At 60.2% G+C, this 20,013-nt stretch carries 19 protein-coding genes; 14 read left to right on the top strand and 5 right to left on the bottom strand.

What is annotated here, in order from left to right:
• Nucleotides 1–8: 8 nt before the first annotated feature.
• Both ACXAIC_RS19380 and ACXAIC_RS19375 read left to right on the top strand, forming a co-directional pair.
• Nucleotides 9–473 (top strand): tripartite tricarboxylate transporter TctB family protein, encoded by a 465-nt coding sequence (locus ACXAIC_RS19380; protein WP_475184017.1) that lies wholly within the window; start codon nucleotides 9–11, stop codon nucleotides 471–473.
• Complete coding sequence (locus ACXAIC_RS19375; RefSeq protein ID WP_475184014.1) at nucleotides 473–2,011, top strand: tripartite tricarboxylate transporter permease; 1,539 nt, start codon at nucleotides 473–475, stop codon at nucleotides 2,009–2,011. The genes ACXAIC_RS19380 and ACXAIC_RS19375 overlap by 1 nt, the downstream gene beginning before the upstream one ends.
• Nucleotides 2,012–2,218: 207 nt before the next feature.
• On the opposite strand, the gene ACXAIC_RS19370 is transcribed toward ACXAIC_RS19375, so the two are convergent.
• The gene (locus tag ACXAIC_RS19370) at nucleotides 2,219–3,118 is read right to left on the bottom strand and encodes a SphA family protein (RefSeq protein WP_475184012.1); all 900 of its coding nucleotides are present in this window, start codon (nucleotides 3,116–3,118) and stop codon (nucleotides 2,219–2,221) included.
• A 650-nt stretch (nucleotides 3,119–3,768) separates the two neighbouring features.
• Here ACXAIC_RS19370 and msrP point away from each other — a divergent pair.
• Together msrP and msrQ are read left to right on the top strand one after the other, a co-directional pair.
• On the top strand, nucleotides 3,769–4,743 hold the full coding sequence (msrP, locus tag ACXAIC_RS19365) for a protein-methionine-sulfoxide reductase catalytic subunit MsrP (RefSeq protein WP_475184009.1): 975 nt from the start codon (nucleotides 3,769–3,771) through the stop codon (nucleotides 4,741–4,743).
• Between the two features lie 7 nt (nucleotides 4,744–4,750).
• Nucleotides 4,751–5,383: a protein-methionine-sulfoxide reductase heme-binding subunit MsrQ gene (gene msrQ / locus ACXAIC_RS19360; RefSeq protein ID WP_475184006.1), complete on the top strand. Its 633-nt coding sequence runs from the start codon at nucleotides 4,751–4,753 to the stop codon at nucleotides 5,381–5,383.
• A gap of 175 nt (nucleotides 5,384–5,558) precedes the next feature.
• Here the strand turns inward: msrQ and ACXAIC_RS19355 are convergent, their stop codons facing one another.
• Nucleotides 5,559–6,491 carry a LysR substrate-binding domain-containing protein gene (locus ACXAIC_RS19355; RefSeq protein ID WP_475184004.1) on the bottom strand — a complete coding sequence of 311 codons (933 nt, stop codon included), beginning with the start codon at nucleotides 6,489–6,491 and terminating at the stop codon, nucleotides 5,559–5,561.
• Nucleotides 6,492–6,675: 184 nt separating this feature from the next.
• On the opposite strand from ACXAIC_RS19355, the gene ACXAIC_RS19350 reads away from it, so the two are divergent.
• From ACXAIC_RS19350 to ACXAIC_RS19310, 9 genes are all read left to right on the top strand, one after another.
• The gene (locus ACXAIC_RS19350) at nucleotides 6,676–7,842 is read left to right on the top strand and encodes an alpha/beta hydrolase family protein (RefSeq protein ID WP_475184001.1); all 1,167 of its coding nucleotides are present in this window, start codon (nucleotides 6,676–6,678) and stop codon (nucleotides 7,840–7,842) included.
• A 43-nt stretch (nucleotides 7,843–7,885) separates the two neighbouring features.
• Complete coding sequence (locus ACXAIC_RS19345) at nucleotides 7,886–8,833, top strand: VOC family protein (protein ID WP_475183999.1); 948 nt, start codon at nucleotides 7,886–7,888, stop codon at nucleotides 8,831–8,833.
• 110 nt (nucleotides 8,834–8,943) lie between these two features.
• Nucleotides 8,944–9,357, top strand: a complete 414-nt coding sequence (locus tag ACXAIC_RS19340; RefSeq protein WP_475183995.1) for a Rieske (2Fe-2S) protein — start codon at nucleotides 8,944–8,946, stop codon at nucleotides 9,355–9,357.
• A gap of 9 nt (nucleotides 9,358–9,366) precedes the next feature.
• Nucleotides 9,367–10,497 carry an FAD-dependent oxidoreductase gene (locus ACXAIC_RS19335; RefSeq protein WP_475183993.1) on the top strand — a complete coding sequence of 377 codons (1,131 nt, stop codon included), beginning with the start codon at nucleotides 9,367–9,369 and terminating at the stop codon, nucleotides 10,495–10,497.
• Nucleotides 10,498–10,564: 67 nt separating this feature from the next.
• Complete coding sequence (locus ACXAIC_RS19330) at nucleotides 10,565–11,683, top strand: MFS transporter (RefSeq protein WP_475183990.1); 1,119 nt, start codon at nucleotides 10,565–10,567, stop codon at nucleotides 11,681–11,683.
• Nucleotides 11,680–12,306, top strand: a complete 627-nt coding sequence (locus ACXAIC_RS19325; protein ID WP_475183988.1) for a cupin domain-containing protein — start codon at nucleotides 11,680–11,682, stop codon at nucleotides 12,304–12,306. Before ACXAIC_RS19330 ends, ACXAIC_RS19325 begins: the two co-directional genes overlap by 4 nt.
• Entirely contained in the window at nucleotides 12,303–13,280 is a 978-nt protein-coding gene (locus ACXAIC_RS19320) for a fumarylacetoacetate hydrolase family protein (protein ID WP_475183985.1), read from the top strand. Before ACXAIC_RS19325 ends, ACXAIC_RS19320 begins: the two co-directional genes overlap by 4 nt.
• A complete protein-coding gene (locus ACXAIC_RS19315) occupies nucleotides 13,280–14,206 on the top strand; it encodes an NAD-dependent epimerase/dehydratase family protein (protein ID WP_475183983.1) in 927 nt (308 codons plus the stop codon). Before ACXAIC_RS19320 ends, ACXAIC_RS19315 begins: the two co-directional genes overlap by 1 nt.
• Entirely contained in the window at nucleotides 14,203–14,973 is a 771-nt protein-coding gene (locus ACXAIC_RS19310) for a cyclase family protein (RefSeq protein ID WP_475183981.1), read from the top strand. Before ACXAIC_RS19315 ends, ACXAIC_RS19310 begins: the two co-directional genes overlap by 4 nt.
• A gap of 114 nt (nucleotides 14,974–15,087) precedes the next feature.
• On the opposite strand, the gene fumC is transcribed toward ACXAIC_RS19310, so the two are convergent.
• Nucleotides 15,088–16,482: a class II fumarate hydratase gene (gene fumC / locus ACXAIC_RS19305; RefSeq protein WP_475183978.1), complete on the bottom strand. Its 1,395-nt coding sequence runs from the start codon at nucleotides 16,480–16,482 to the stop codon at nucleotides 15,088–15,090.
• A 62-nt stretch (nucleotides 16,483–16,544) separates the two neighbouring features.
• Nucleotides 16,545–17,015, bottom strand: a complete 471-nt coding sequence (locus ACXAIC_RS19300) for a VOC family protein (RefSeq protein WP_475183975.1) — start codon at nucleotides 17,013–17,015, stop codon at nucleotides 16,545–16,547.
• Between the two features lie 331 nt (nucleotides 17,016–17,346).
• On the opposite strand from ACXAIC_RS19300, the gene ACXAIC_RS19295 reads away from it, so the two are divergent.
• Nucleotides 17,347–18,393 carry a siderophore-interacting protein gene (locus ACXAIC_RS19295; protein WP_475183973.1) on the top strand — a complete coding sequence of 349 codons (1,047 nt, stop codon included), beginning with the start codon at nucleotides 17,347–17,349 and terminating at the stop codon, nucleotides 18,391–18,393.
• A 90-nt stretch (nucleotides 18,394–18,483) separates the two neighbouring features.
• On the opposite strand, the gene ACXAIC_RS19290 is transcribed toward ACXAIC_RS19295, so the two are convergent.
• Nucleotides 18,484–19,788, bottom strand: coding sequence for an MFS transporter (locus ACXAIC_RS19290; RefSeq protein WP_475183972.1), 1,305 nt, complete (start codon nucleotides 19,786–19,788; stop codon nucleotides 18,484–18,486).
• Nucleotides 19,789–20,013: the final 225 nt, after the last annotated feature.

Here is a 20,013-nt window from a genome sequence, read left to right as displayed (position 1 = left end):
GCGAGCAAATGTCTGACTTTTCGCAAAAGCTGGCGCGTGTCGGGTTTCCGGTGTTTCTGCTTGTGCTGACCACGGTGTATCTGACTGCCGCCTTTCAGATCCGGGTGCCCTTTGACGAAGGCTTGGCGGGCCCCCGGTTCTTGCCGGTTGTGGCCTCGGTGGCGATGTATCTGGCGCTGTTGAGAATTGTGTGGCGGGACAGCCGTGAAGCTGTGAAGGGAGAGCCTATGGCGGCACTGATGGCTCCGGCCCAGGTCGTGTTTGCAACAGCGCTCTATGTGGCGCTGTTCCAGCCGCTCGGCTACCCGCTGGCAACATTTCTGTTCGCGCTCAGCCTTTTCTGGGTGTTCCGTTTCGAATGCGGCCGCCTCCTGCGGATGGCGGCCTATGCTGTGGCGGTCACTCTTGTCTTCTACGGGCTGTTCGGCTTTGCCTTCAACATCCGCCTGCCAATGCTGCCCGGAGGGGTCTAGTGGACTTTTTCTTTGATCTCCTGCAAGGCTTCGCGGCGCTTGCTCGGCCTGATGTGTTCGGTTTCATGGTGCTCGGCTTTTTCATCGGTGCCTTTTTCGGGGCCATGCCGGGCCTGACCTCTGTGCTGGCCATCGCCCTGCTTTTGCCGATCACCTACAGCATCGATGTGGTTCCGGCGCTGGTGATGTGTGCGTCCATCTTCATGTCCGGCATGTATGCGGGCAGCATCACGGCCACCACGATCAATATTCCCGGCGCTCCCTCTTCAATGATGACGGCGCGGGAAGGCAATCAGCTGATGAAACGGGGCCAGGGGGCGAACGCACTTGGCCATGCGGCGCTCGGCTCCATGATTGGCGGCTCGGTCGGAGCGCTTCTGCTCATGGGCCTGATGCCGCTCGCCGCCAAGGCGTCGCTTCTGATCCAGACGCCGGGCAAGTTCTCCCTGGTTTTGTTCGCGCTCATTGTGATCGTGATCGTCGAAAAGGCGGACATCTGCAAAGGCATTGTGGCCACTATGCTCGGGGTCATGATTGCGACCATCGGGATAGATGTGATGCAGCCGGTGCCGCGCTTTTCGTTCGGGACAGAAACTCTGGTGGAAGGCATCGACATGATGCCGATCATCATCGGGACATTTGCGATCTGCGAGGTGCTGGTGCAGGCCCAGCTCCATGCCTCGGCCGTGCAGGCCAAGACTCTGGAAGCTGCGGCCAGGATCCGCCGCCGGGATTTCCTGCCGAAATGGTCGGAAATCCGCGAGATTGGCCTGTTCACCTATGTTAAAAGCGCCCTGATCGGCTATGGCATCGGCATTCTGCCGGGCGCAGGTGGTTCCATGGCGGCCTTTGTGGCCTATGCGGATGCCAAGCGCGGCTCCAGAAGGCCTCAGGAGTTTGGCAAGGGCAGCCGGACGGGCATTGCGGCAGCGGAAAGCGCCAACAACTCCATGTGCGGCGGGGCTTTTGTGCCCATGCTCATGTTCGGCATCCCCGGCGATCCGACAACGGCCGTCGTGCTGGGGGTTCTGGTCATCAACGGCCTGCAGCCTGGCCCGCGCCTTCTGGAGAACCAGGTGGATCTGATTGCGCCCATGTTCGCCTCGCTCCTGTTGAGCGCCCTGATCCTGATCCCGCTGACCCTGTTCCTGCTGGGGCCCTGGTTCGTGCGGATCGTTTCCATTCCCCGCGGGCTTTTGTATGCGTCCATCGCGGTCGTGGCCCTGGTGGGCAGCTACGTGGCCACCTTCTCGGTGTTTCAGATGGCGCTTGCGGTGGTATTCGGCATTCTTGCCTTCTTCATGCGCAAGAACGGATACCCGACGGTTTCGCTGCTGCTGGGCTTCATTCTGGGACCGGATCTGGAACAGTATCTGCGCCGGTCCCTTGCGCTCAATGACAACAATCCTATGGTGTTTCTCACCAGTCCGGACAGCCTGTTTTTCCTGGTGCTGGCGGCTGTCTTCTTCTACGTCATGGTTCTGAAGGGATCTTCAGGCAAGGCCGGAGATCCGGAGCAAGACCGTCTGGCGGAGTGATACCAATTTGATCAGATAGGTCTTTGTCAGGTCAGGTTGAGATCAGCTGACCGGCTTTGTACACGGCGCCGTCAACAATCCTTTTCGTCAAAACCAAAGACCACGCCTTCTCGGGTGGAAAGGCGTGGTCTTGTCGCGGGGCAGCCTTTTTGAAACTGGAGCCAAGGAGGCATGGCGCCAAGGCTACCGCCTTGGGAGCGCGGGTCCCTAGAATTTCTTGGCCACGTTGAACCAGAACGTATCGCCCTGGGAGCGGTTCTGTGTGACCACGTCATGCTGCCAGGAGCCGCTCAGCTCAAATCCGGGGTTGAAGGAATAGCTCAGCGACGGGCCAATGGCGAAGGCCATGCCGCGGTTGCCATCGTCCGAAACCCTCGGGCCGCTGTCATCCGTCAGCTGCTGCAGGTAATAGCCAACCGCGCCAAGGCGCCATTTGTCGATGTTCCAGCCAACCGCATAGTCAACCACCAATTCCGTTCCGGAGGTGTAGTCGGTGTCATGGTTTTCGGTGTTGAAAATCAGCCGGGCAGTGGTGCCTAATTCCAAGCCCTTCGGGTCCTTGTAGTGATAGCCAATGGTCGGCTGGAAAGACCAGTGGTTCAGGCCGATATTGATTGCATCATCGGCGCTGTATTTGCCGGTCGGGCCGGCAATATCGAGGCCGGCGAGAAAGGCGTGTTTTCCCTTTGTGTGCCAGGCGAGGCCAATCGTGCCGGAAATGTCGGCAAGTCCCAGTTGGGTGTCCGAGGCCACCGGAATGGTCAGATCGAGATGAACAACCGGAATGACGAGCTGGGTCCAGAGCTTGGCGCCTGCAATCTCCACCGGGCTTACATACAAGAACCGCATGGTTTCTGCGACGGATTGAACCTCAAAGGGGATCGGCCGCTCGTTGCCGTCGGCATCATTGGTCCGGTCGGCGTTGAAATAGCTGGTCTGTGACAGGAAGTAGAGACCGGGGAAGGGCGGCACACCTCCGGCAAAAAACTGGGCGGAACCGGGCGAATACTGGGTGTTGCCGTTTTCTGCTGCCCAAGCGCCCGATATGGCGGTTCCTGAAAGAGCCGCACACAGAAGCACTCCGCTCACTTTAGATTTCAAATGCATTCCATCCTCCTCACATGGACCTGAAAGGTCCTTTGGGACCTTTTGGGGTGCACGCCTCCCGTCAGCGCCCTCGACACAAGGGAACAGCAACGGTTTTCCAGTCTGGGAACACACGACTTCCCTCCGGCCGGCTCTTCCGCCGTCCGCGGCCTGCCGGTCTTGCCGGCGGCGTGGTGATGTCGATAAACCCTCCCGCTCGGGATCCGGGACAGGAACTGTCTCGAAGATCCCAGATTTCGCTGGCCCAATTCCTCCTGGAGCACGATGCGAACACCCGGAAATATACGTAGAATATGCAATACTATCTGTAAAATTACGATTTCAAATGAATGGTATTCATTTTTGAAATACCTGTTTGGGTGTCCTTTTTCATAAAACAAGCGCGGCGATTTCGCATCCGGACCTGAGGAAGACGATGACATGACGCCTTCCAGAGCCAGTCTTTGACCGTCGACTGCATCCGGGAGGCTGATGACTTGCTGGCTGATGACTTGCGGGCCGGGCAGGCGCGCTGGTAAAATTCACGTAACTGTAACGTGTTTACATGTTGTTTTGGCGTATCACGGAAAAAGACGCATCTAGAAGCAGACGCGGTCCGGCCCTGCCCGAGTGGCAGACGCCCGGACAATGCCCCGGATCGAGAGACGAATATGCCTGCCTACAAGCCCCCTTTCATAGCACCTTCCGAGATCACCCCGCACAGCGTCTATGTGAACCGGAGGGCCCTGCTTCTGGGCGGGGCTGCAGCGGCGGCGGCCCTTGCGGCCGGGCCGGTGCTGGCTGAGGGGCTGCGCAAACAGGGCGAGGCGCTGACAACGGTTGCCGGGCCTTTTCCAGCGCCCGAAGACAAGGTGACGCCTTTCAAGGACGTCACCAATTACAACAATTTCTATGAATTCGGCACGTCCAAGACAGACCCGGCAAACTACTCGTCGGCGTTCAAGCCGTATCCTTGGACTTTCCGGATCGATGGCATGGTCAAGGCCGAAAAGACCATCGACATTGACACACTCTTGACCAAGTTCCCGCTGGAAGACCGGGTCTACCGGATGCGCTGCGTGGAAGCCTGGTCAATGGTGATCCCCTGGGTCGGTATTCCGCTGAAGTCCATTCTCGATCTGGCAGAACCGCTCGGGTCGGTGAAATATGTCGCCTTTGAAGGGGTGGTTCGCCCGGAGGAAATGCCAGGCCAGCGCGGTTTCGGACAGGCTTTGTCCTGGCCTTACCGGGAGGGTCTGCGTCTTGATGAGGCAAATCACCCGCTGACAATCATGGCGCTTGGTCTTTATGGCAAAACGCTCTTGAACCAGAATGGCGCGCCGATGCGTCTGGTGGTGCCCTGGAAATATGGCTTCAAGGGCATCAAGTCGATCACGAAGATCACGTTGACGGACAAGATGCCGGAGACCAGCTGGAACGATGCGGCGCCCAATGAATACGGCTTCTATGCCAATGTGAACCCGAATGTGCCGCATCCGCGCTGGAGCCAGGCCAGCGAGCGGCGGATTGGCACGGGCGGTGGCCTCTTCAACAGCGGGGAGCGGATCCCAACCCTGATGTTCAACGGGTATGGGGACGAGGTGGCCGGTCTTTATGCGGGGCTGGATCTGAAAGCGAATTTCTGAGGCGTCCATGAGCATCCTGCAACCGGCTCAGCCTGTCTGGTGGCGCAGCCTATGGCGCCCGGCATCTGTCTGGGCTCTTTATGCCGCCGGACTGCTTCCGGCCCTGTGGTATTTCTATCTGGGCGTGACCAACAATCTGGGCGTTGATCCGGTCAAGACTTTTGAACATGTGCTGGGCGTGTGGGCCTTGAGGTTCCTGCTGCTCAGCCTGTGCATCACTCCGGTCCGGGATCTGGCCAGGATCAATCTTCTGCGCTACCGGCGGGCTCTCGGGCTGCTCGCTTTCTATTATGTCTGCTTCCATTTTCTGGTCTATGCGGGGCTCGACCAGCAACTGGTCCTGACAGCGGTCTGGCAGGACATCATCAAGCGTCCCTTTATTACTTTCGGTATGGCTGCCTTTGTTCTGCTGATGCCGCTGGCGGCAACGTCAAACGCCTTTTCGGTCCGCAAACTGGGCCGGGCGTGGCAGAAGCTGCACCGGCTGGCCTATGCCGCGGCCGGGCTCGGGGCGCTGCACTTCTTCATGGCGCGCAAGGTGACAGATCCTGAAATCACCTTCTATGTGGCTGTGACCCTTTTGCTGCTTGGCTACCGTCTGGTGCGGTCCAGACTTCTGGCGTGGCGGCAAGGACGGTAGCCCCGCCATCTCTTTGACCATGGTGCGTTCCAGGTGATTTGCATATTAAGCAAGACCCTCCTCGAAACCGGTCACGGCCTGCCCTGGAGGAAATCCTGACCGGCGGCCAGAGCCTTTCCGCTCGGCGCAACGCCTGGGATAGGCTTCCGCGGAAAGCTGCGCAGTCCGTGCTGCGTCAGCTTCCGTCAGTGGTTTGGGTCTCTTCAAACAGTTTTTCTGCAGCTTCCCGGACCTGTTCTCTGACCCAGGCCAGGGCAGGGTCCCGTGTGCGGTAGCTGTGCCACTGCATCGACTGTTCAAGAGCGGGAATGTCAACAGGCGGTATTGCGGTTTTCAGACCGCCCTGTTTGACGGCCTGTTCGGCCAGTTTGCTCTGGAGCAGCGCAACCCGGTTGGTGCCGCGGATCAGAAGCGGCAAGGACCAGAAGGAGAAGGTTGTCACCTCCGCCTTGATCGTCATGCCCTGTTGCTTGCAGGCCCTTTGGGCAAAGCTGATCCCGCCGCCGGGAGGCTGCATCACCACATGTCCGGCTGCCAGAAACGCCTTGCGGCTGATTTTGCCGTTCTTCAACGGCATACTCTCACTGACCATGCACAGGAACGGGTCTTCGAACAGCTGCTCGCTGGGGTGGTTGGTGGAACAGAAAATGGACGGGGCAATCAGAAGATCGGCTTCGCCCCGTTCCAGAAGCAGGTGCGGATAGTTTTGCTGGGGAGTGAAATTGATCTGCAGTCCCGGAGCCCGGTTGGCCACCTGCCGCAAAAAGACCGGCATCAGGGTGTTGAGCGTATAATCGGAGACGACAAGATTGACGCTTCGTGTGGAGGTCTCCGGCACAAAGGACGGGGTTGCCACGACAGCCGCATCGATCCGCACGATAATATCCCGCAATGGCTGCTCAAGAGATACGGCTAGGGGGGACAGCTCCATGCTTCGGCCCACCTGGATCAGTAGTGGGTCGTCGAAATAGTCCCGCAACCGTCCGAGGGCGTTGCTCATGGCCGACTGGGTGATGAACATCTCTTCGGCCGCCCGGCTCACATTGCGCACCCGGATCAGGGTGTCCAGGGCCGCCAGCAGATTGAGATCAAGATTCTTGAATCGCATCTTTCCCCTCCCAAGGCATGAATCCCGTAAATACAAATCATTGATTAAAGCAATTTTGTAAACATGTCGTTTGTTACTATCTGTCTTTTCAGGGGAGGAAATCGAAACGTATTTCCAAAAATGCGTTCCGATTGGTCTCCCCTTTTGCGAATGCCCGGCGAAGAGGCACCCCAAAGGAGACCAGATGTTCAAGTATTTCCCAACCAACTATCCGTGGAACCTGTCCGTCGATCTGTCGATCGAAATGGGCGCGCGAATAGGCGAGATTGAGGAAATGTGTGCGCCTCTTCAGGAGGCCGCCAAGGCCCGTGATGCGGCTGGAACACAGGCTTTCCGCGAAACCTGGATCACCATGGCCGACAAGCTGGTCGGCCTTGCGGAAGATGACGAGGCCAGGGGACGGATGATCTCCGCCGGAGACAAGCTGGTGCGCGCCGCCAATTACATGCTGACCGCCGAGCGCCTGCAGGCGCATGGGTCCGAAGGACGTGTCGCGCTTTACAAAAGGTTTCTGGCGACCTTTGAAAAAGGTCTCGCCCTGTCGGGGGCCAAGGCGCGCCGGGTTGAAATTCCCTATGAAGGTACGCACCTGTCAGCGCTCTATGTGCCGGCGGACGGTGTTGAGGGGCCGGCGCCCATTCTGGTCCAGGTCAACGGCTTGGACAGCACCAAGGAAATGAAATACCTGGTCGGCCTGCCGGCTTGGCTGGCCGCCCGGGGCGTTGCCTCTCTGGTGGTCGACCAGCCGGGAACGGGCGAAGCCCTCAGGCTTCATGATCTGCACGCCCGCTATGACAGTGAGCATTGGGCGAGCCGGGTGGTCGATTGGCTGGAAGACCAGCCGTTTGCCGATCCGAAGCGTATCGGCATGGAAGGGGTGTCCCTGGGCGGCTATTACTGCCCGCGTGCGGTCGCCTTTGAACCCCGTTTTGCCTGCGGTGTTGTCTGGGGCGCCAATCATGACTGGCGCGATGTTCAGAAAAAGCGTCTCGCCAAGGAAGGCAATTTCCCCGTGCCCCATTACTGGGAGCATGTGCGCTGGGTCTGGGGCGCCAAGGACATGGATGCGTTCCTGAAGATCGCCGAACAGGTGCATCTGCACGGCATTCTGGATCGGGTCAAGGTTCCCTTCCTTGTCACCCATGGTGAAAAAGACAGCCAGATCCCCGTTCAATGGGCGCAGGAAACCTATGACCAGCTGGTCAACAGCCCGAACCGGGAGCTGAAAGTGTTCGATGCCCGCACCGGCGGCGTTCAGCATTCCAGCTTCGACAATTCAGCAAATGCGGGAGCCTATATTGCTGATTGGGTCGCAGAGGTTCTGGGCGGACGCACGGCAGTTACAACTTAAAAGAAGCCTGGCCGGATCCGGCCGGGACCTGGGAGACGAGAGTATGAATATCATCGGTCCTGATTTTCTGGTGTTCGGCGTCGACGATGTTGCCGCGTCAGGCGCCTATCTGACCGATTTCGGCCTTAAGCCGGTCGATGTCGATGAGACGGGTGGGCTCTTTGAGGCGCTGGACGGAACGGGGGTTATCCTCCGGGCGAAGGACGACCCGTCTCTTCCACCGCCGCTGCCGACCGCAAATTTGCTGCGTCAGCAGGTTTATGGTGTTCAGTCCGCCGATGACCTGGAGGCTATTGAGGCGGAGCTGTCCAAGGACCGCCGGGTGACCAGGCTTGCAGACGGATCGCTGGAAACGAAGGATGACCACGGATTTGAACTGAAATTCCAGGTCACGATCCGGCGGGAGCTGACGATGCCGGCGGAAAAGATCAATGCGCCGGGCGCGCCTGCGCAGCGCATGCCGAACGAAATCGGTGTGTGGGAAGAAATGCCGGCTACGCCGCGCACCCTCAGCCATGTGGTCCTGTTCGTGCCCGATATCGACATTGCAACCGGGTTCTACTGCAACCGTCTCGGATTTGTGGTGACGGACATTCTCACCGGGGCCGGTCCTTTCCTGCGCCCGAAGGCAAACGCGGACCATCACACGCTCTTCTTCATCCGCACGCCGGAATACATGAAGGGATGTGAACATCTTGCCTTCCATATGGGCGGACCGACCGAACTCATGGTGGCCGGCACCCGGTTTGTGAAAAAGGGATACCAGAGCTTCTGGGGCCCGGGTCGCCACAAGTTCGGATCCAACTGGTTCTGGTATTTCAACAGCCCGCTTGGCTGCCACTTCGAATATGACGCGGACATGGACAAGCATGACGACACCTGGGTGGCCCGTGAGGCGCCCCATGGCGCCGAAGCTTCCCAGATCATTCTGTTTGAGACGCGGGAAAAATGGGCGCCGGGCGGCGGTCCGCCCCCAGGCAAGGAAGGCTGAGCAAACTTGGGGTCATTGAAGGCAGACAGGTTCCCGGCAAGAGGGGCTAACGTGCCTGGCCGATCCTGATGCCCAAGCACAGCGGAACGAGACGGCAAACGGAGACGGGAATGTTGACAGACGAAGACATGCCAGCCCCCGTTCCGCCTGATCAGACCGGCCCTTGCAAGGGCGGGACGGAACGTGTCCGGCTCTGTTCTGGCCGAGAGATCGGCGAAGGCGAAGCCCGCGGGTTCGGCCCGTTGGAAGGCTTTGACCGGAAGGTCATCTTGCTGCGCAAAAACGGTGTTCTTCACGCGTGGCTTGATGCCTGTCCGCATTATTCGAGCGGCACGCCGATGGCCTGGAAAACCGATGCATATTTGAATGGCGGCGGGACCCATGTCGCCTGCCATTCCCACGGGGCGCTTTTCGAAATGGACACGGGCAAATGCGTTCTGGGGCCATGCCTCGGACAATCCCTGACCCGGGTCAAGATTACGGTGACGGAAGAAGACAGCGTCTTTGCCGAGGTCACCGGCTAGGAGGAAGAAATGAGCAAAAGCATCCAGAAGGTGCTGATCATTGGTGGCGGGTTCTCCGGCATGACAGCGGCCTTGCAGCTGTCGCGTCAGGGGTTTGAGGTCGATCTTGTGGAGATAGACGCAGGCTGGCGCTCCTATGGGGCAGGGATCAGCCTGCACGGCTCCACCTTGCGGGTCATACAGCAGCTCGGCCTGCTCGATCAGTTCATGGAAGCCGGTTATGCCTCTGACGATGTGGAGATGCGGGGCCCGGATGACAGCGTGGTGGCCCGCATTCCGACACCGCGCGTTGCCGGACCCGACATTCCGGGCGGTGGTGCCATCATGCGTCCGGCGCTGGCCAGGATCATGTCTGATGCCGTGCGCGCCTCGGCCACACATGTTCGGTTGGGGCTTACCTTTTCGAAGATTGTTGACACTGATGCCGGCGTATCGGTGACCTTCACCGACGGCACACACGGGCTCTATGACCTTGTAATCGGTGCGGACGGTCTGAATTCGTCCTTACGTAAGACCTGTTTCCCGGATGCTCCGGAGCCTGAATTCATCGGCCAGTCGGTCTGGCGGGCGGTTTTGCCGCGCCCGGAAGGAGTGGATACCATCACCATGTGGATGGGTCCAAAGCTCAAGGTTGGCGTCAATCTGGTGTCAAAGGATCAGGTCTATCTTTTCCTGACCGAAGACCGGATGACGAATGATCACGTGCCACCGGAAACCTTCGTGGAAAGCCTGCGGGCTCTGCTCAGACGGTTCCCGTCTCCGACCATCCAGAAGATCTCAGATCAACTTGGCGAGGACAACCAGATCATCTATCGGCCGCTGGAACATCTGCTTCTGCCGAGGCCCTGGTTCCGGGGGCGGGTGGTTCTAATTGGCGATGCGGTGCATGCCACCACACCCCATCTGGCGGCTGGAGCTTGTATCGGCATTGAGGATGCCGTGGTGCTGACAGAGGAACTTGTCCGGAATGAGGGGCTGGAATCGGCCTTGACTGCCTTTCAGGACCGGCGCTGGGAGCGCTGCCGGATGGTGGTCGAAAATTCCGGTCAGCTGGCCGAGATCGAGATCAAAAACGGGGACCGCCAGCAGCATGCGGCGATCATGCAGGCGTCCATGAAGACCCTGTCCCAGGCGATCTGATCCTTTGGCCTGACCGTCCCGGAGGACGAGACGGGCGGCAGGCAAATGACACATATGAGGAGGGAATATGTCGAAGAAAGAATTCGGCGTAGCCGCCATGGCTGCGCTCGTGGTTGGCCATTGCGCCGGTATGCTGGATCTGGTGGCCCTGCCCGTGTGGGTCGGAGCCCTGGTGGAACGCTATGGATTCAGCCCGCAGGAGAGCGGCGCGCTGGCCACGCTCTTCCTTTTGGGGGCAGTTGCCGCCAGCCTTGTTCTGGCCCCGCGGTTCAACCAGCTGAACCAGCGCCTCGTGGCCACAATGGGCTTTGCCCTGTCTGCGGCCGCCTTCCTTATCACCTCCACCCAGTCCAGCTTTGTGCCTCTGGCCGTCCTTCACCTGATTGCCGGTCTGTCGGCAGGCTCGGCGCTGTCCATGGTGCATGGCACGATGGGTCATTCGGGCAATCCGCACCGGCTGTTCGCGGCTGCGGGCATGGCGCTTGGCCTCTTTGCCATCATCTTGCTGGCGGCGCTGCCGCAGCTGCTGATTGCTCAGGGCGGTCCGGTGATGTTTGAGGTGTTCGGTGGCGTCATGGTTCTGGCCGCGCTCGCCTCTGCCGTTCTGTTCCGCAATCCGGGACAGGTGGAAGAGCAGGCCAAGACCCCCTTTAGCAAGGCTACCTGGTTTACCATTTTGGGCATCAGCATCATGACCTTCAACCAGGCCATGGTGTTCTCCTTCGTGGAAGTGATCGGCAAGGCCAGAGGTTTTGAGACCCAGCTGGTGCTGGGCGTTCTGATTGCGCTCGGCTTCATCAACTTCCTGATCCCGGCGCCGCTGGCCACTTTTTTACAAAACCGGGTGTCCGCCACGCGGGTCACCCAGATAGGCCCCGCCATTCAGGCGGTTCTTGCGCTCGGAGTTACCACGGCCACCATCGCGCCGCTCTGGGCCCCCTCTGCAGCTTTTTTTGTGGCGATCCAGATCTTTACGCACACGTTCGCCTTCGGCCTTCTGGCACGGCTTGATCCGTCGGGCCGGGCAGTTGCAGCCACTCCGGCCATGCTCATGATCGGCGCTGCGCTGGGGCCGATTGCCGGTGGTGTTCTGGGCGAAAATTTCGGCTTCCACACGCTCGGCATTGCCGCCGTGCTGGTGGCGGTCCTGTCGATCACCTTGTTTACAAAGGCTAGAAACGCATGACTGAGTTTCCCCCCATCACCCGCATTGTCACCGGCCATGGGGAGGATGGCCGGTCAATCCTGACCGACGTCGGACCTCTAGCGACCGTCAGTGAAATCAAGGCCATACCGGGCACCGTCTTTCATGAGGTCTGGGCGACCGGAGCAACGCCAGCGCCCATCGGGCCGGACGGAGCGGACCCGGCCGCCGGGGCGATCACTTTGCCGCCACCGGCCGGAGGCACCCGTATCCGGTTTGTCGACATTCCTCCGGATACGGAAGAGTTCCTGAAATCCGGCTCGAAGCAGGTGGGCGATGCCTTTGCGCAGATCGGCGACAGCAACGCCTCGACCGTCAAGACAGATTCCCCCCATCCCCTGATGCACCGGACCGAATCCATTGACTATGGCATCGTGATCGAAGGGGAACTGACCCTTGTGGTGGATGACGGCGAGGTGGTTCTCACACCCGGTTCCGTGGTCGTTCAGCGGGGCACCAATCATGCCTGGGCCAACCGCTCCGGCAAACTGTGCCGGATGCTGTTTGTGCTTGTGTCCGGAGAATACGAACCGGCCCTGTCCCAAATCCTGTTGGACCGGGACAACGGTCAGTCTCCTGCGGATCAGGAAGGGACCCAGGCATGAAACTTGCCACCTATCATGACGGCAGCCGCGACGGCCAGCTCTGGGTTGTCTCAAGGGATGCCACACAAGCTGTGGCCGCAACTGGCATCGCTGCCACGCTGCTGGAAGCGATCGAGGCCTGGGACGACACCGCGCCCCGTCTGGATGCGCTATATGCGCGGCTGAACGTGGGTGAAGAACCGTTTGCGACTGCCTTTGAGCCGGAGCGCTGCCTGGCCCCCATGCCACGGGCGCCGCAATGGCTGGATGCCTCGGCGTTTCTCAATCACGGGCGGCTGATGGACAAGGCGTTCGACAATCCGCCCAACCCGGATTTTGAGACCATTCCGCTGGTTTATCAGGGCGCGAGCGATGATTTTCGCGGGCCGTTGGCCCCGGTCGAGTTTCCCGATGAAGCGCTGTTCATCGATATGGAAGGCGAATTCGGCGTGATCGTCGGCGATGTGCCGATGGGCGCGTCGGCGCAGGACGCGCTCGATCAGGTGAAGCTGCTGGTTCAAATCAATGACTGGTCGCTGCGCTCTGTTGGCCCGCGCGAAATGCGGGCCGGATTCGGGTTTCTGCAGGCCAAGCCGTCCTCTAGCTTTGCCCCGATTGCCATCACGCCGGACGAGATCGGAGACTGCTGGCAGGAGGGCCGGGTCGGCCTGACCCTGCATGTGGAGGTCAATGGCCGGGAAGTCGGCCGCGCCCATGGCCGGGAGATGCATTTTTCCTTTGGCGAGCTGATTGCCCATTGCGTCCGGACCCGCCGCCTGAGCGCGGGCACGATTGTCGGATCGGGAACCGTGTCCAACGAGGCCCGCTCGGCCGGGTCGTCCTGTATCTCGGAGATCCGGGTGATTGAGCTTTTGGACGAGGGCAGTCCCAAGACCCCTTTCCTGAGTTTCGGCGACACCGTGCGCATGGAAGGTCGGTTGCCGGATGGCTCGGCGCCCTTCGGGGTGATCGACCAGAAAGTGGTGCAAAACTGATGCGTGTCCTGGTGACCGGAGCGGATGGATTTGTCGGGCAGGCTTTGGCGCAGCGTCTTGCGGACAACTGGCCGGATCTCACACATCTCGTTCTGTGTGACAGGGGCTTTCAGGCGAAGGGACCGGCAGGGGCGGAATGCCGGGAAGGGGATCTTGCCGATCCGGCCTTCCGGGACAGCCTGTTCGATCCGGCGCCGGATCTGGTCTTTCATCTGGCCAGCGTGCCCGGCAGCCTTGCCGAACGCAAAGCGGAAACAGGCTACGCCATCAATCTGACGGCCTCGCTGGCGCTGGCCAGACTGGCTGCGGCGCGGCGCCCGGGAACCCGGTTCGTGTTTGCGTCTTCCATCGCGGTTTATGGAGACCTGGGCACGGAACCCGTTACGGCGGCCACACGGCCGCAACCGGTTCTCAGCTATGGCGCACACAAGTTGATGACCGAGATCCAGCTGACCGACCAGACCCGGCGCGGTGATCTTTCGGCGATCAGCCTGCGTCTGCCGGGCATTGTCGCCCGGCCCGCAGCCGAAAGCGGGCACGGCTCGGCCTTCATGAGCCAGATCTTTCATCATATTGCGCAGAACCGGTCTTATAACTGTCCGGTGCCGGGCGAGAGTTCCTGCTGGTGGATGTCCCGCAGCGCTGCCGTCGGCAATCTGATCCATGCAGCCGGGTTCGATACTCTGCCCGGAACGGTCGTTCAGATTCCGGTTCTGCAGGCAACTGTTGCAGAGGTGGCCCGGGCCATCTCCAGGGTCTGCGGCCATGCTCCGGATATCCGCTGGGGCGATGACAGCCACCTTCAACGCCTGTTTGGCGCCATGCCTTCGCTGGACGCCACACCGGCGCATTCTTCCGGGTTCTGGTGTGACCGGGATCCGATTTCCCTGGCCAAGGCCATTCTTGCCACCGGAGTTTCATCATGAAAATCCTCGATCTCTCCGTCGCAATTGAAAATGACATTCCTGCCGATCCACCCGGTCTCGGACCGCAGATCACCTATACGGCCCATGAAGAAGGGTCGGAAGAAGTGCTCCGCTTCTTTCCTGGCCTCGACATTGCCGATGTTCCAGGCGGCGAGGGCTGGGCGGTTGAACAGCTCAACCTGACCGCCCATGCGGGCACCCATCTGGACGCTCCCTGGCATTTTGCATCCACCATGAACAACGGTGAGCGGGCCTGGACCATTGACGAAGTTCCGCTGGACTGGTGCATCCGGCCCGGTGTCAAGCTGGACCTGCGCCATCTGGACGATGGCTATGTTGCCACTGCCGCAGATCTTCAGGAGGCGGTGGCCGCCACCGGGCACACGCTGCAGCCGTTTGACATTGTTCTGGTCAACACAGCTGCGGGGGCCGCCTATGGCCAGCCGCAGTTTCTCGGCAAGGGCTGCGGCATCGGGCGCGAAGCCACGCTCTGGCTGATGGATCAGGGCGTCAAAATCGCCGGAACCGATGCCTGGTCCTGGGATGCGCCGTTTCCGGTCACGGCCAAACGCTTTGCCGAAACCAAGGATGCGGGCCTGATCTGGGAAGGTCACAAGGCCGCACGGGAAGGCATATTCATGCATATGGAAAAGCTCACCCGACTGGATGAGCTGCCAGGCAGCGGTTTCACAGTGTCCTGCCTGCCGGTCAAGATCCGGGGCGGCTCGGCCGGCTGGTGCCGGGCCATTGCCATGCTGGACAGCTGACGGCCCGGCCGTCACGAGCGTCTGGCCTGCAAGTGTTCATACCAACCTCACCAAATAAAAACCTATCCAACAGGTTCTTATTTGGTGAGGCTGGCCGTTAGTGTGCAACGAGTATCAGTTTGGGCCGATCATCTTTTCCGGCCGCACCAGCGCATCGAATTCGTCTTCGCTTACATAGCCAAGTTTCAAAGCTTCCTCACGCAAAGACGTGCCGTTCTTGTGGGCGGTCTTGGCGATCTCAGTTGCCTTGTCATACCCGATGGCCGGGGCAAGGGCTGTCACCAGCATCAAGGAGCGTTCCATCAGGGTCTTGATGTTGTCCTCATTCGCCGTGATGCCGGACACGCACCGGTCGGCGAAGCTGCGGCTGGCATCGGCCAGAAGCTTGATGGATTGCAGCATAGCGTAGGCCATGACCGGCTTATAGACATTCAGCTCAAAATGGCCCTGGCTTCCGGCAAAGGAGATCGTGGTCTGGTTGCCGAAGACCTGCGCACAGACCATGGTCATGGCTTCACACTGGGTTGGGTTGACCTTGCCCGGCATGATCGAGGAGCCGGGCTCGTTTTCCGGCAGGGACAACTCCCCAAGGCCAGACCGGGGGCCGGAGCCGAGCAGGCGGATGTCATTGGCGATTTTGAACAGAGACGCGGCCACCGTGTTCAGCGCGCCATGGGCGTAGACATAGGCGTCATGAGCCGCAAGAGCCTCGAATTTGTTTGGCGCGGTGCGGAAGGGCAGACCGGTGATCCTGGCAACTTCTGCTGCAAAATCTTCGGCAAAGCCTGCCTTGGTGTTGAGGCCGGTGCCGACAGCCGTGCCACCCTGGGCCAAATCGTAAAGACCATCTGAGGCTTCCTCGACCCGGAGCAGCGCCATGCCGAGCTGGGCTGCATAGCCGCCAAATTCCTGGCCGAGGGTCAAGGGGGTCGCGTCCTGGGTGTGGGTGCGGCCGATCTTGACGATCTCCGCCCACTGGGCTGCCTTGGCCTCAAGGGCGTCTTTCAGATGTGCCAGAGCGGGCAGAAGGGTCTCATGGATTTCCCGAGCAGCGGAAATATGCATGGCAGTTGGAAAGGTGTCGTTGGACGACTGGCTCATGTTGCAATGGTCATTCGGATGGACCGGCGTTTTCGAACCGATCTCACCGCCCAGGATTTCGATGGCCCGGTTGGCAATGACCTCATTGGAATTCATGTTCGACTGGGTTCCGGAGCCTGTCTGCCAGACAACAAGGGGAAAATCGCCGTCAAACTTTCCCTCGGCCACTTCGCCCGCCGCCTGGTCAATGGCGCCTGCAAGCTCGGGTGCCAGCTTGCCCTGGGCCTTGTTGACCCGGGCCGCCGCCTGCTTGATCACCCCAAGCGCATGAACCAGCGGCAGGGGCATGGTCTCGCCGCCAATGGGGAAGTTGATCAGCGAGCGGGCCGTCTGGGCGCCGTAATACTTGTCGCCCGGAATATCCAGAGCGCCGAAAGAGTCGCTTTCCTTGCGGGGAGTGTTGGACATGGATCACCTCTAGCAAAAGTTGGGTCGTAAGCGTGTTCAGGGTATGAGCGGCACAGGCACCTCTAGATGGGGATGCTTGCCGGGCCTGCCTGAACAAAATGCAGCTTGTTGCCGTCCGGATCGCTCAGGCTGAAGCGGAGGCCGTCATTCCCGCAGTGCTGAAGACGGCCGGGAGCGGGCAGGCCCCGGTGCTGACAGGCCCGGTGCAGCTTCTCGAGATTCTTGACGCGCACCACAATGTCGAGCGCTGGCCGCTGCGCCTCAGCGCCGGTGCGCAGCAGTTTCAGATCAAGCCCGCAGCCGCGCACGCGCAAACCATCAAGATCCTTATAGACCGCGACGCCTGGCAACGCGCTGTAAAACACGCAGGTACGTCTTAAGTCGGACGCGGGCAGCAGCGGGAGGGGTGTCGTTTCGGGCGCGGCAGGAGCGCCTCTCTTGCGGGCCTTGTGCCGGAAAGTGTCGAAAGATCTCGGATTGGCTCTCATGGCGTTCGGCGGCCTCTTGACGTGATGGGGGCAGGTGTCGCTCATCACTCCGGCCGGGCCTTTGGGAAAAGCGCCGGGCCCATTCGGTTGGCTTGTTGCTGACCGCCATGCAGAGCGAAGATGATGTTTTCCCTATTAAACTTGAGTTTAAATATCAAGTTTAATTTCGTGAGGATCCGGGGCGCATCGCAAGAGGGCCTGTCAGACTTCACACTTCTACTGGAACGGGGGGCTTTTCTCACGGCCCATGCGAGGATAGGGTGCGCGGCGCTTGCGGGTGAGGATTTGAGGAGAGGCCCGGGCTGTTGACCTGTCTTCGTCTGCCGGAATGCAGCGAAGAATGCCCTCGCTGCTGTTTAGAACGGAGCCCTGACCCTTGCACCATTCGTCCACCTATGTCGGCCTGGCTGAGGCCGATGCCGTCTTCCGCCAGCTGATTGATCATGCGCTTGGCCATGATGTGCCCGTTGAAGAAACCGGTGCCGGACGCGCCACACTTGGCGGCGCCAATCAGGTCATTGATATCGTATCGGATGGCAACGGGCTTGCGATCAAAGTGTCCGCAGAAAGCGAGAGCGCACTCTATTTTCTAAGAGAGGCAGTGGTACTGCATCTGGCGGAAGTGGACAGTAAAAGCGCGCAGGCGCTGCGTTGGGATGGCATTGCAGCTGGCGCCGGCGCGTCCCGGCTGCCTTCCAATTTTCATGCGGCCAAAATAGCAGGGCGCAGGGCGCCCATACCGGGCCTGATCCGGCTCACACTGTCCTTTGAGACTTGGGATGACAGCCTGTGCGGGCCCGGCCTGCACGTCAAGCTGCTTGTGCCCATGACGCCGGGCAGGCTCCCGGTCTGGCCGGTTGCAGAGGCCAATGGCGCGACCCGGTGGCCTTCGGGAGAGGACGAGTTGCATGTGCGCTACTACACCATCAAGTCAGCCGATCCCGTCACCCGGACCGTGGAGATCGACATTGTCTGCCATGAGGGCGGCCGGGTGACGGGCTGGGCGAAAGCGGCCCGTCCCGGCGACCCCGTTGGCCTGATGGGACCCGCAGGCCGCGAACGGCCGGAAGCCGGTCAGTCTGTTTTTCTAGCGGGTGACCAGACTGCCTTGCCTGCCTTGGCGCGCACCCTTGAGACCCTGGCGCCGGGAACCCGGGGAACCCTTTTGGCGGCAGCAGATGGGTTGGAAACGCTTCAAGCCTATCTGCCTGAGACGGGACTTGATCTGGTTGCTCTGCCACCCGCTCGTTTCGCGGAAGACTGTTTGGGGCAGGCGCGGCATCTCGTCGCATCAAGCTGGCCGGATTTTGCCTGGTTTGCCGGGGAACATCAGAACGCGCAGGCGATGCGCAAGCTCTTCAAGGGGGAGTGGGGCCTGACAAAGGGGCAGCAATACGCCATCGCCTACTGGCGGGATATTTAACGGATCCGGCCGATAAGAAGCGCCCGGCCCTTGTTGAAAGGGCCGGGCCGTTTGTCGTCATATTCTCAGACAGGCCAGCCGGACGCGGCTCTAGCCGATGGTGGCGTGCCGTTTGCCCCGTGTGGCCAGAAGGGCCAGGGCCAGCAGAGTAACCAGGGCGCCGGACAGGAGATAGAAACCGGCAAATATCAGCCCGAATTCCTGTGTGAGGCCAAGGGCCACCAACGGTGCAAAAGCGGCGCCGAAGATCCAGGACAAGTTTGTTGCCAACGCGCTGCCCGTATAGCGGTATTTCTGCTCAAACCGGTTTGGCAGGATCGCGCTTGCCTGGCCATAGGAGAGGCCCATCAGCACATAGCCGACCAGCACATAGGCAAAGGCGTGGGTTTCCAGGGCCGAGACCGAGAAGCTGAACAGCCCGATCAGGACCGACACAATGGCCAGCATGCGCCGGCGGCCGAACCGGTCGGACAGGATGCCGGAGAACACCACGGCCGGAATGCCACAGACACCGCCGATCAGCAGCAGAAGCAGGAAGTCGGAAATCGGGGCTTCCCCGGTCAGATAGTCAAAGGCGAGCGGGTAAACCGTGACCATGTGCAGGATCGCGTAGCTGGCCAGGGGCAGGAAGGTTGCCAGCAGCACGTCTTTCCAGTGAACCGACAGCATTTCCAGGAAGGGGGCGGATTTGAGCTGGACTTCTTCCTTCAGGATTTCGTGTCCGTCGCTGTGAATGAGCTGTAGGCGGGCGAACAGGGAAACGACATTGACGGCCAGAACCGCAAAAAACGGCCAGCGCCAGCCCCAGGTTATGAATTCCTCATCGGTCAGAAAGCCGGTCAGCACATAGAAGATGGCGGCGGCAACACACAGCCCGATCGGCGCACCGAGCTGGGGGATCATCGCGTACCAGCCCTTGCGATGCTGCGGTGCGTTGGTTTGCAGGAGCAGCGTCATTCCGTCCCAGGAGCCGCCCTTGCCGATGCCCTGGCCGATCCGGAACACGATCAGCAGGATGGGCGCCAGGATCCCGAGACTCTCGTAACCCGGCAGCAGGCCGATCGCCATGGTGGAGCCGCCGAGCACAAAAAGGGCAATGGTGATCTTGCCCGCGCGGCCCACACGCCGTTCCAGAAGCTTGAAGGCCTGGCTGGCGAAAGGTCTTGCGATGAAGGCCAGCGGGAACACGGCGAAAGACAGAAGCATCCCTGTGGCCGGGTCATAATTTGGAAAAAAGAGCCGCGGAAACACCAGGACGGAGGCGAATGCGTAAACGAAAAAGCCAAAATAGTCGGTGACCCTGGCCATGATGACCGTGATCACAAGCTCATCCACCTCGAGATGTGCCCTTTTTCCATCCTGGGGTTTCTCGTGGATATTCGCAATATCAGTCATTCGTATCTCCTCCCGTTACGAATAACCTCATATTATTTCCCTCAGACCATTTGTGAATAGCGAAAATAACTTTATCATTGGAGTTCAAAACCGCTTGCCAAAGGAAGCAAGCTTATTGTGCCGCTGGGGAAGATGCTGCGGCGCAATAGGATGATTGACGTGCTGGCCTTTATCGTCTGTTATGTTGCGGCGCAAAAGCGTCTTGCATGACTGATCTTGTTTTAC

The organism is Roseibium sp. AWQ4_254 (assembly GCF_056161025.1).
Note: the sequence above shows the minus strand (reverse complement) of the source record. Positions and strands in the feature narration are given on the sequence as shown.

Excerpts from the sequence above, each read along its gene's own strand:
- ACXAIC_RS19355 (WP_475184004.1), bottom strand. The coding sequence starts at position 6,491 with ATGCGATTCAAGAATCTTGATCTCAATCTGCTGGCGGCCCTGGACACC.
- msrP (WP_475184009.1), top strand. The coding sequence starts at position 3,769 with ATGCCTGCCTACAAGCCCCCTTTCATAGCACCTTCCGAGATCACCCCG.
- ACXAIC_RS19315 (WP_475183983.1), top strand. The coding sequence starts at position 13,280 with ATGCGTGTCCTGGTGACCGGAGCGGATGGATTTGTCGGGCAGGCTTTG.
- fumC (WP_475183978.1), bottom strand. The coding sequence starts at position 16,482 with ATGTCCAACACTCCCCGCAAGGAAAGCGACTCTTTCGGCGCTCTGGAT.
- ACXAIC_RS19345 (WP_475183999.1), top strand. The coding sequence starts at position 7,886 with ATGAATATCATCGGTCCTGATTTTCTGGTGTTCGGCGTCGACGATGTT.
- ACXAIC_RS19310 (WP_475183981.1), top strand. The coding sequence starts at position 14,203 with ATGAAAATCCTCGATCTCTCCGTCGCAATTGAAAATGACATTCCTGCC.
- ACXAIC_RS19350 (WP_475184001.1), top strand. The coding sequence starts at position 6,676 with ATGTTCAAGTATTTCCCAACCAACTATCCGTGGAACCTGTCCGTCGAT.
- ACXAIC_RS19320 (WP_475183985.1), top strand. The coding sequence starts at position 12,303 with ATGAAACTTGCCACCTATCATGACGGCAGCCGCGACGGCCAGCTCTGG.
- ACXAIC_RS19290 (WP_475183972.1), bottom strand. The coding sequence starts at position 19,788 with ATGACTGATATTGCGAATATCCACGAGAAACCCCAGGATGGAAAAAGG.
- ACXAIC_RS19330 (WP_475183990.1), top strand. The coding sequence starts at position 10,565 with ATGTCGAAGAAAGAATTCGGCGTAGCCGCCATGGCTGCGCTCGTGGTT.
- ACXAIC_RS19340 (WP_475183995.1), top strand. The coding sequence starts at position 8,944 with ATGTTGACAGACGAAGACATGCCAGCCCCCGTTCCGCCTGATCAGACC.
- ACXAIC_RS19335 (WP_475183993.1), top strand. The coding sequence starts at position 9,367 with ATGAGCAAAAGCATCCAGAAGGTGCTGATCATTGGTGGCGGGTTCTCC.
- ACXAIC_RS19325 (WP_475183988.1), top strand. The coding sequence starts at position 11,680 with ATGACTGAGTTTCCCCCCATCACCCGCATTGTCACCGGCCATGGGGAG.
- ACXAIC_RS19300 (WP_475183975.1), bottom strand. The coding sequence starts at position 17,015 with ATGAGCGACACCTGCCCCCATCACGTCAAGAGGCCGCCGAACGCCATG.
- msrQ (WP_475184006.1), top strand. The coding sequence starts at position 4,751 with ATGAGCATCCTGCAACCGGCTCAGCCTGTCTGGTGGCGCAGCCTATGG.
- ACXAIC_RS19370 (WP_475184012.1), bottom strand. The coding sequence starts at position 3,118 with ATGCATTTGAAATCTAAAGTGAGCGGAGTGCTTCTGTGTGCGGCTCTT.
- ACXAIC_RS19380 (WP_475184017.1), top strand. The coding sequence starts at position 9 with ATGTCTGACTTTTCGCAAAAGCTGGCGCGTGTCGGGTTTCCGGTGTTT.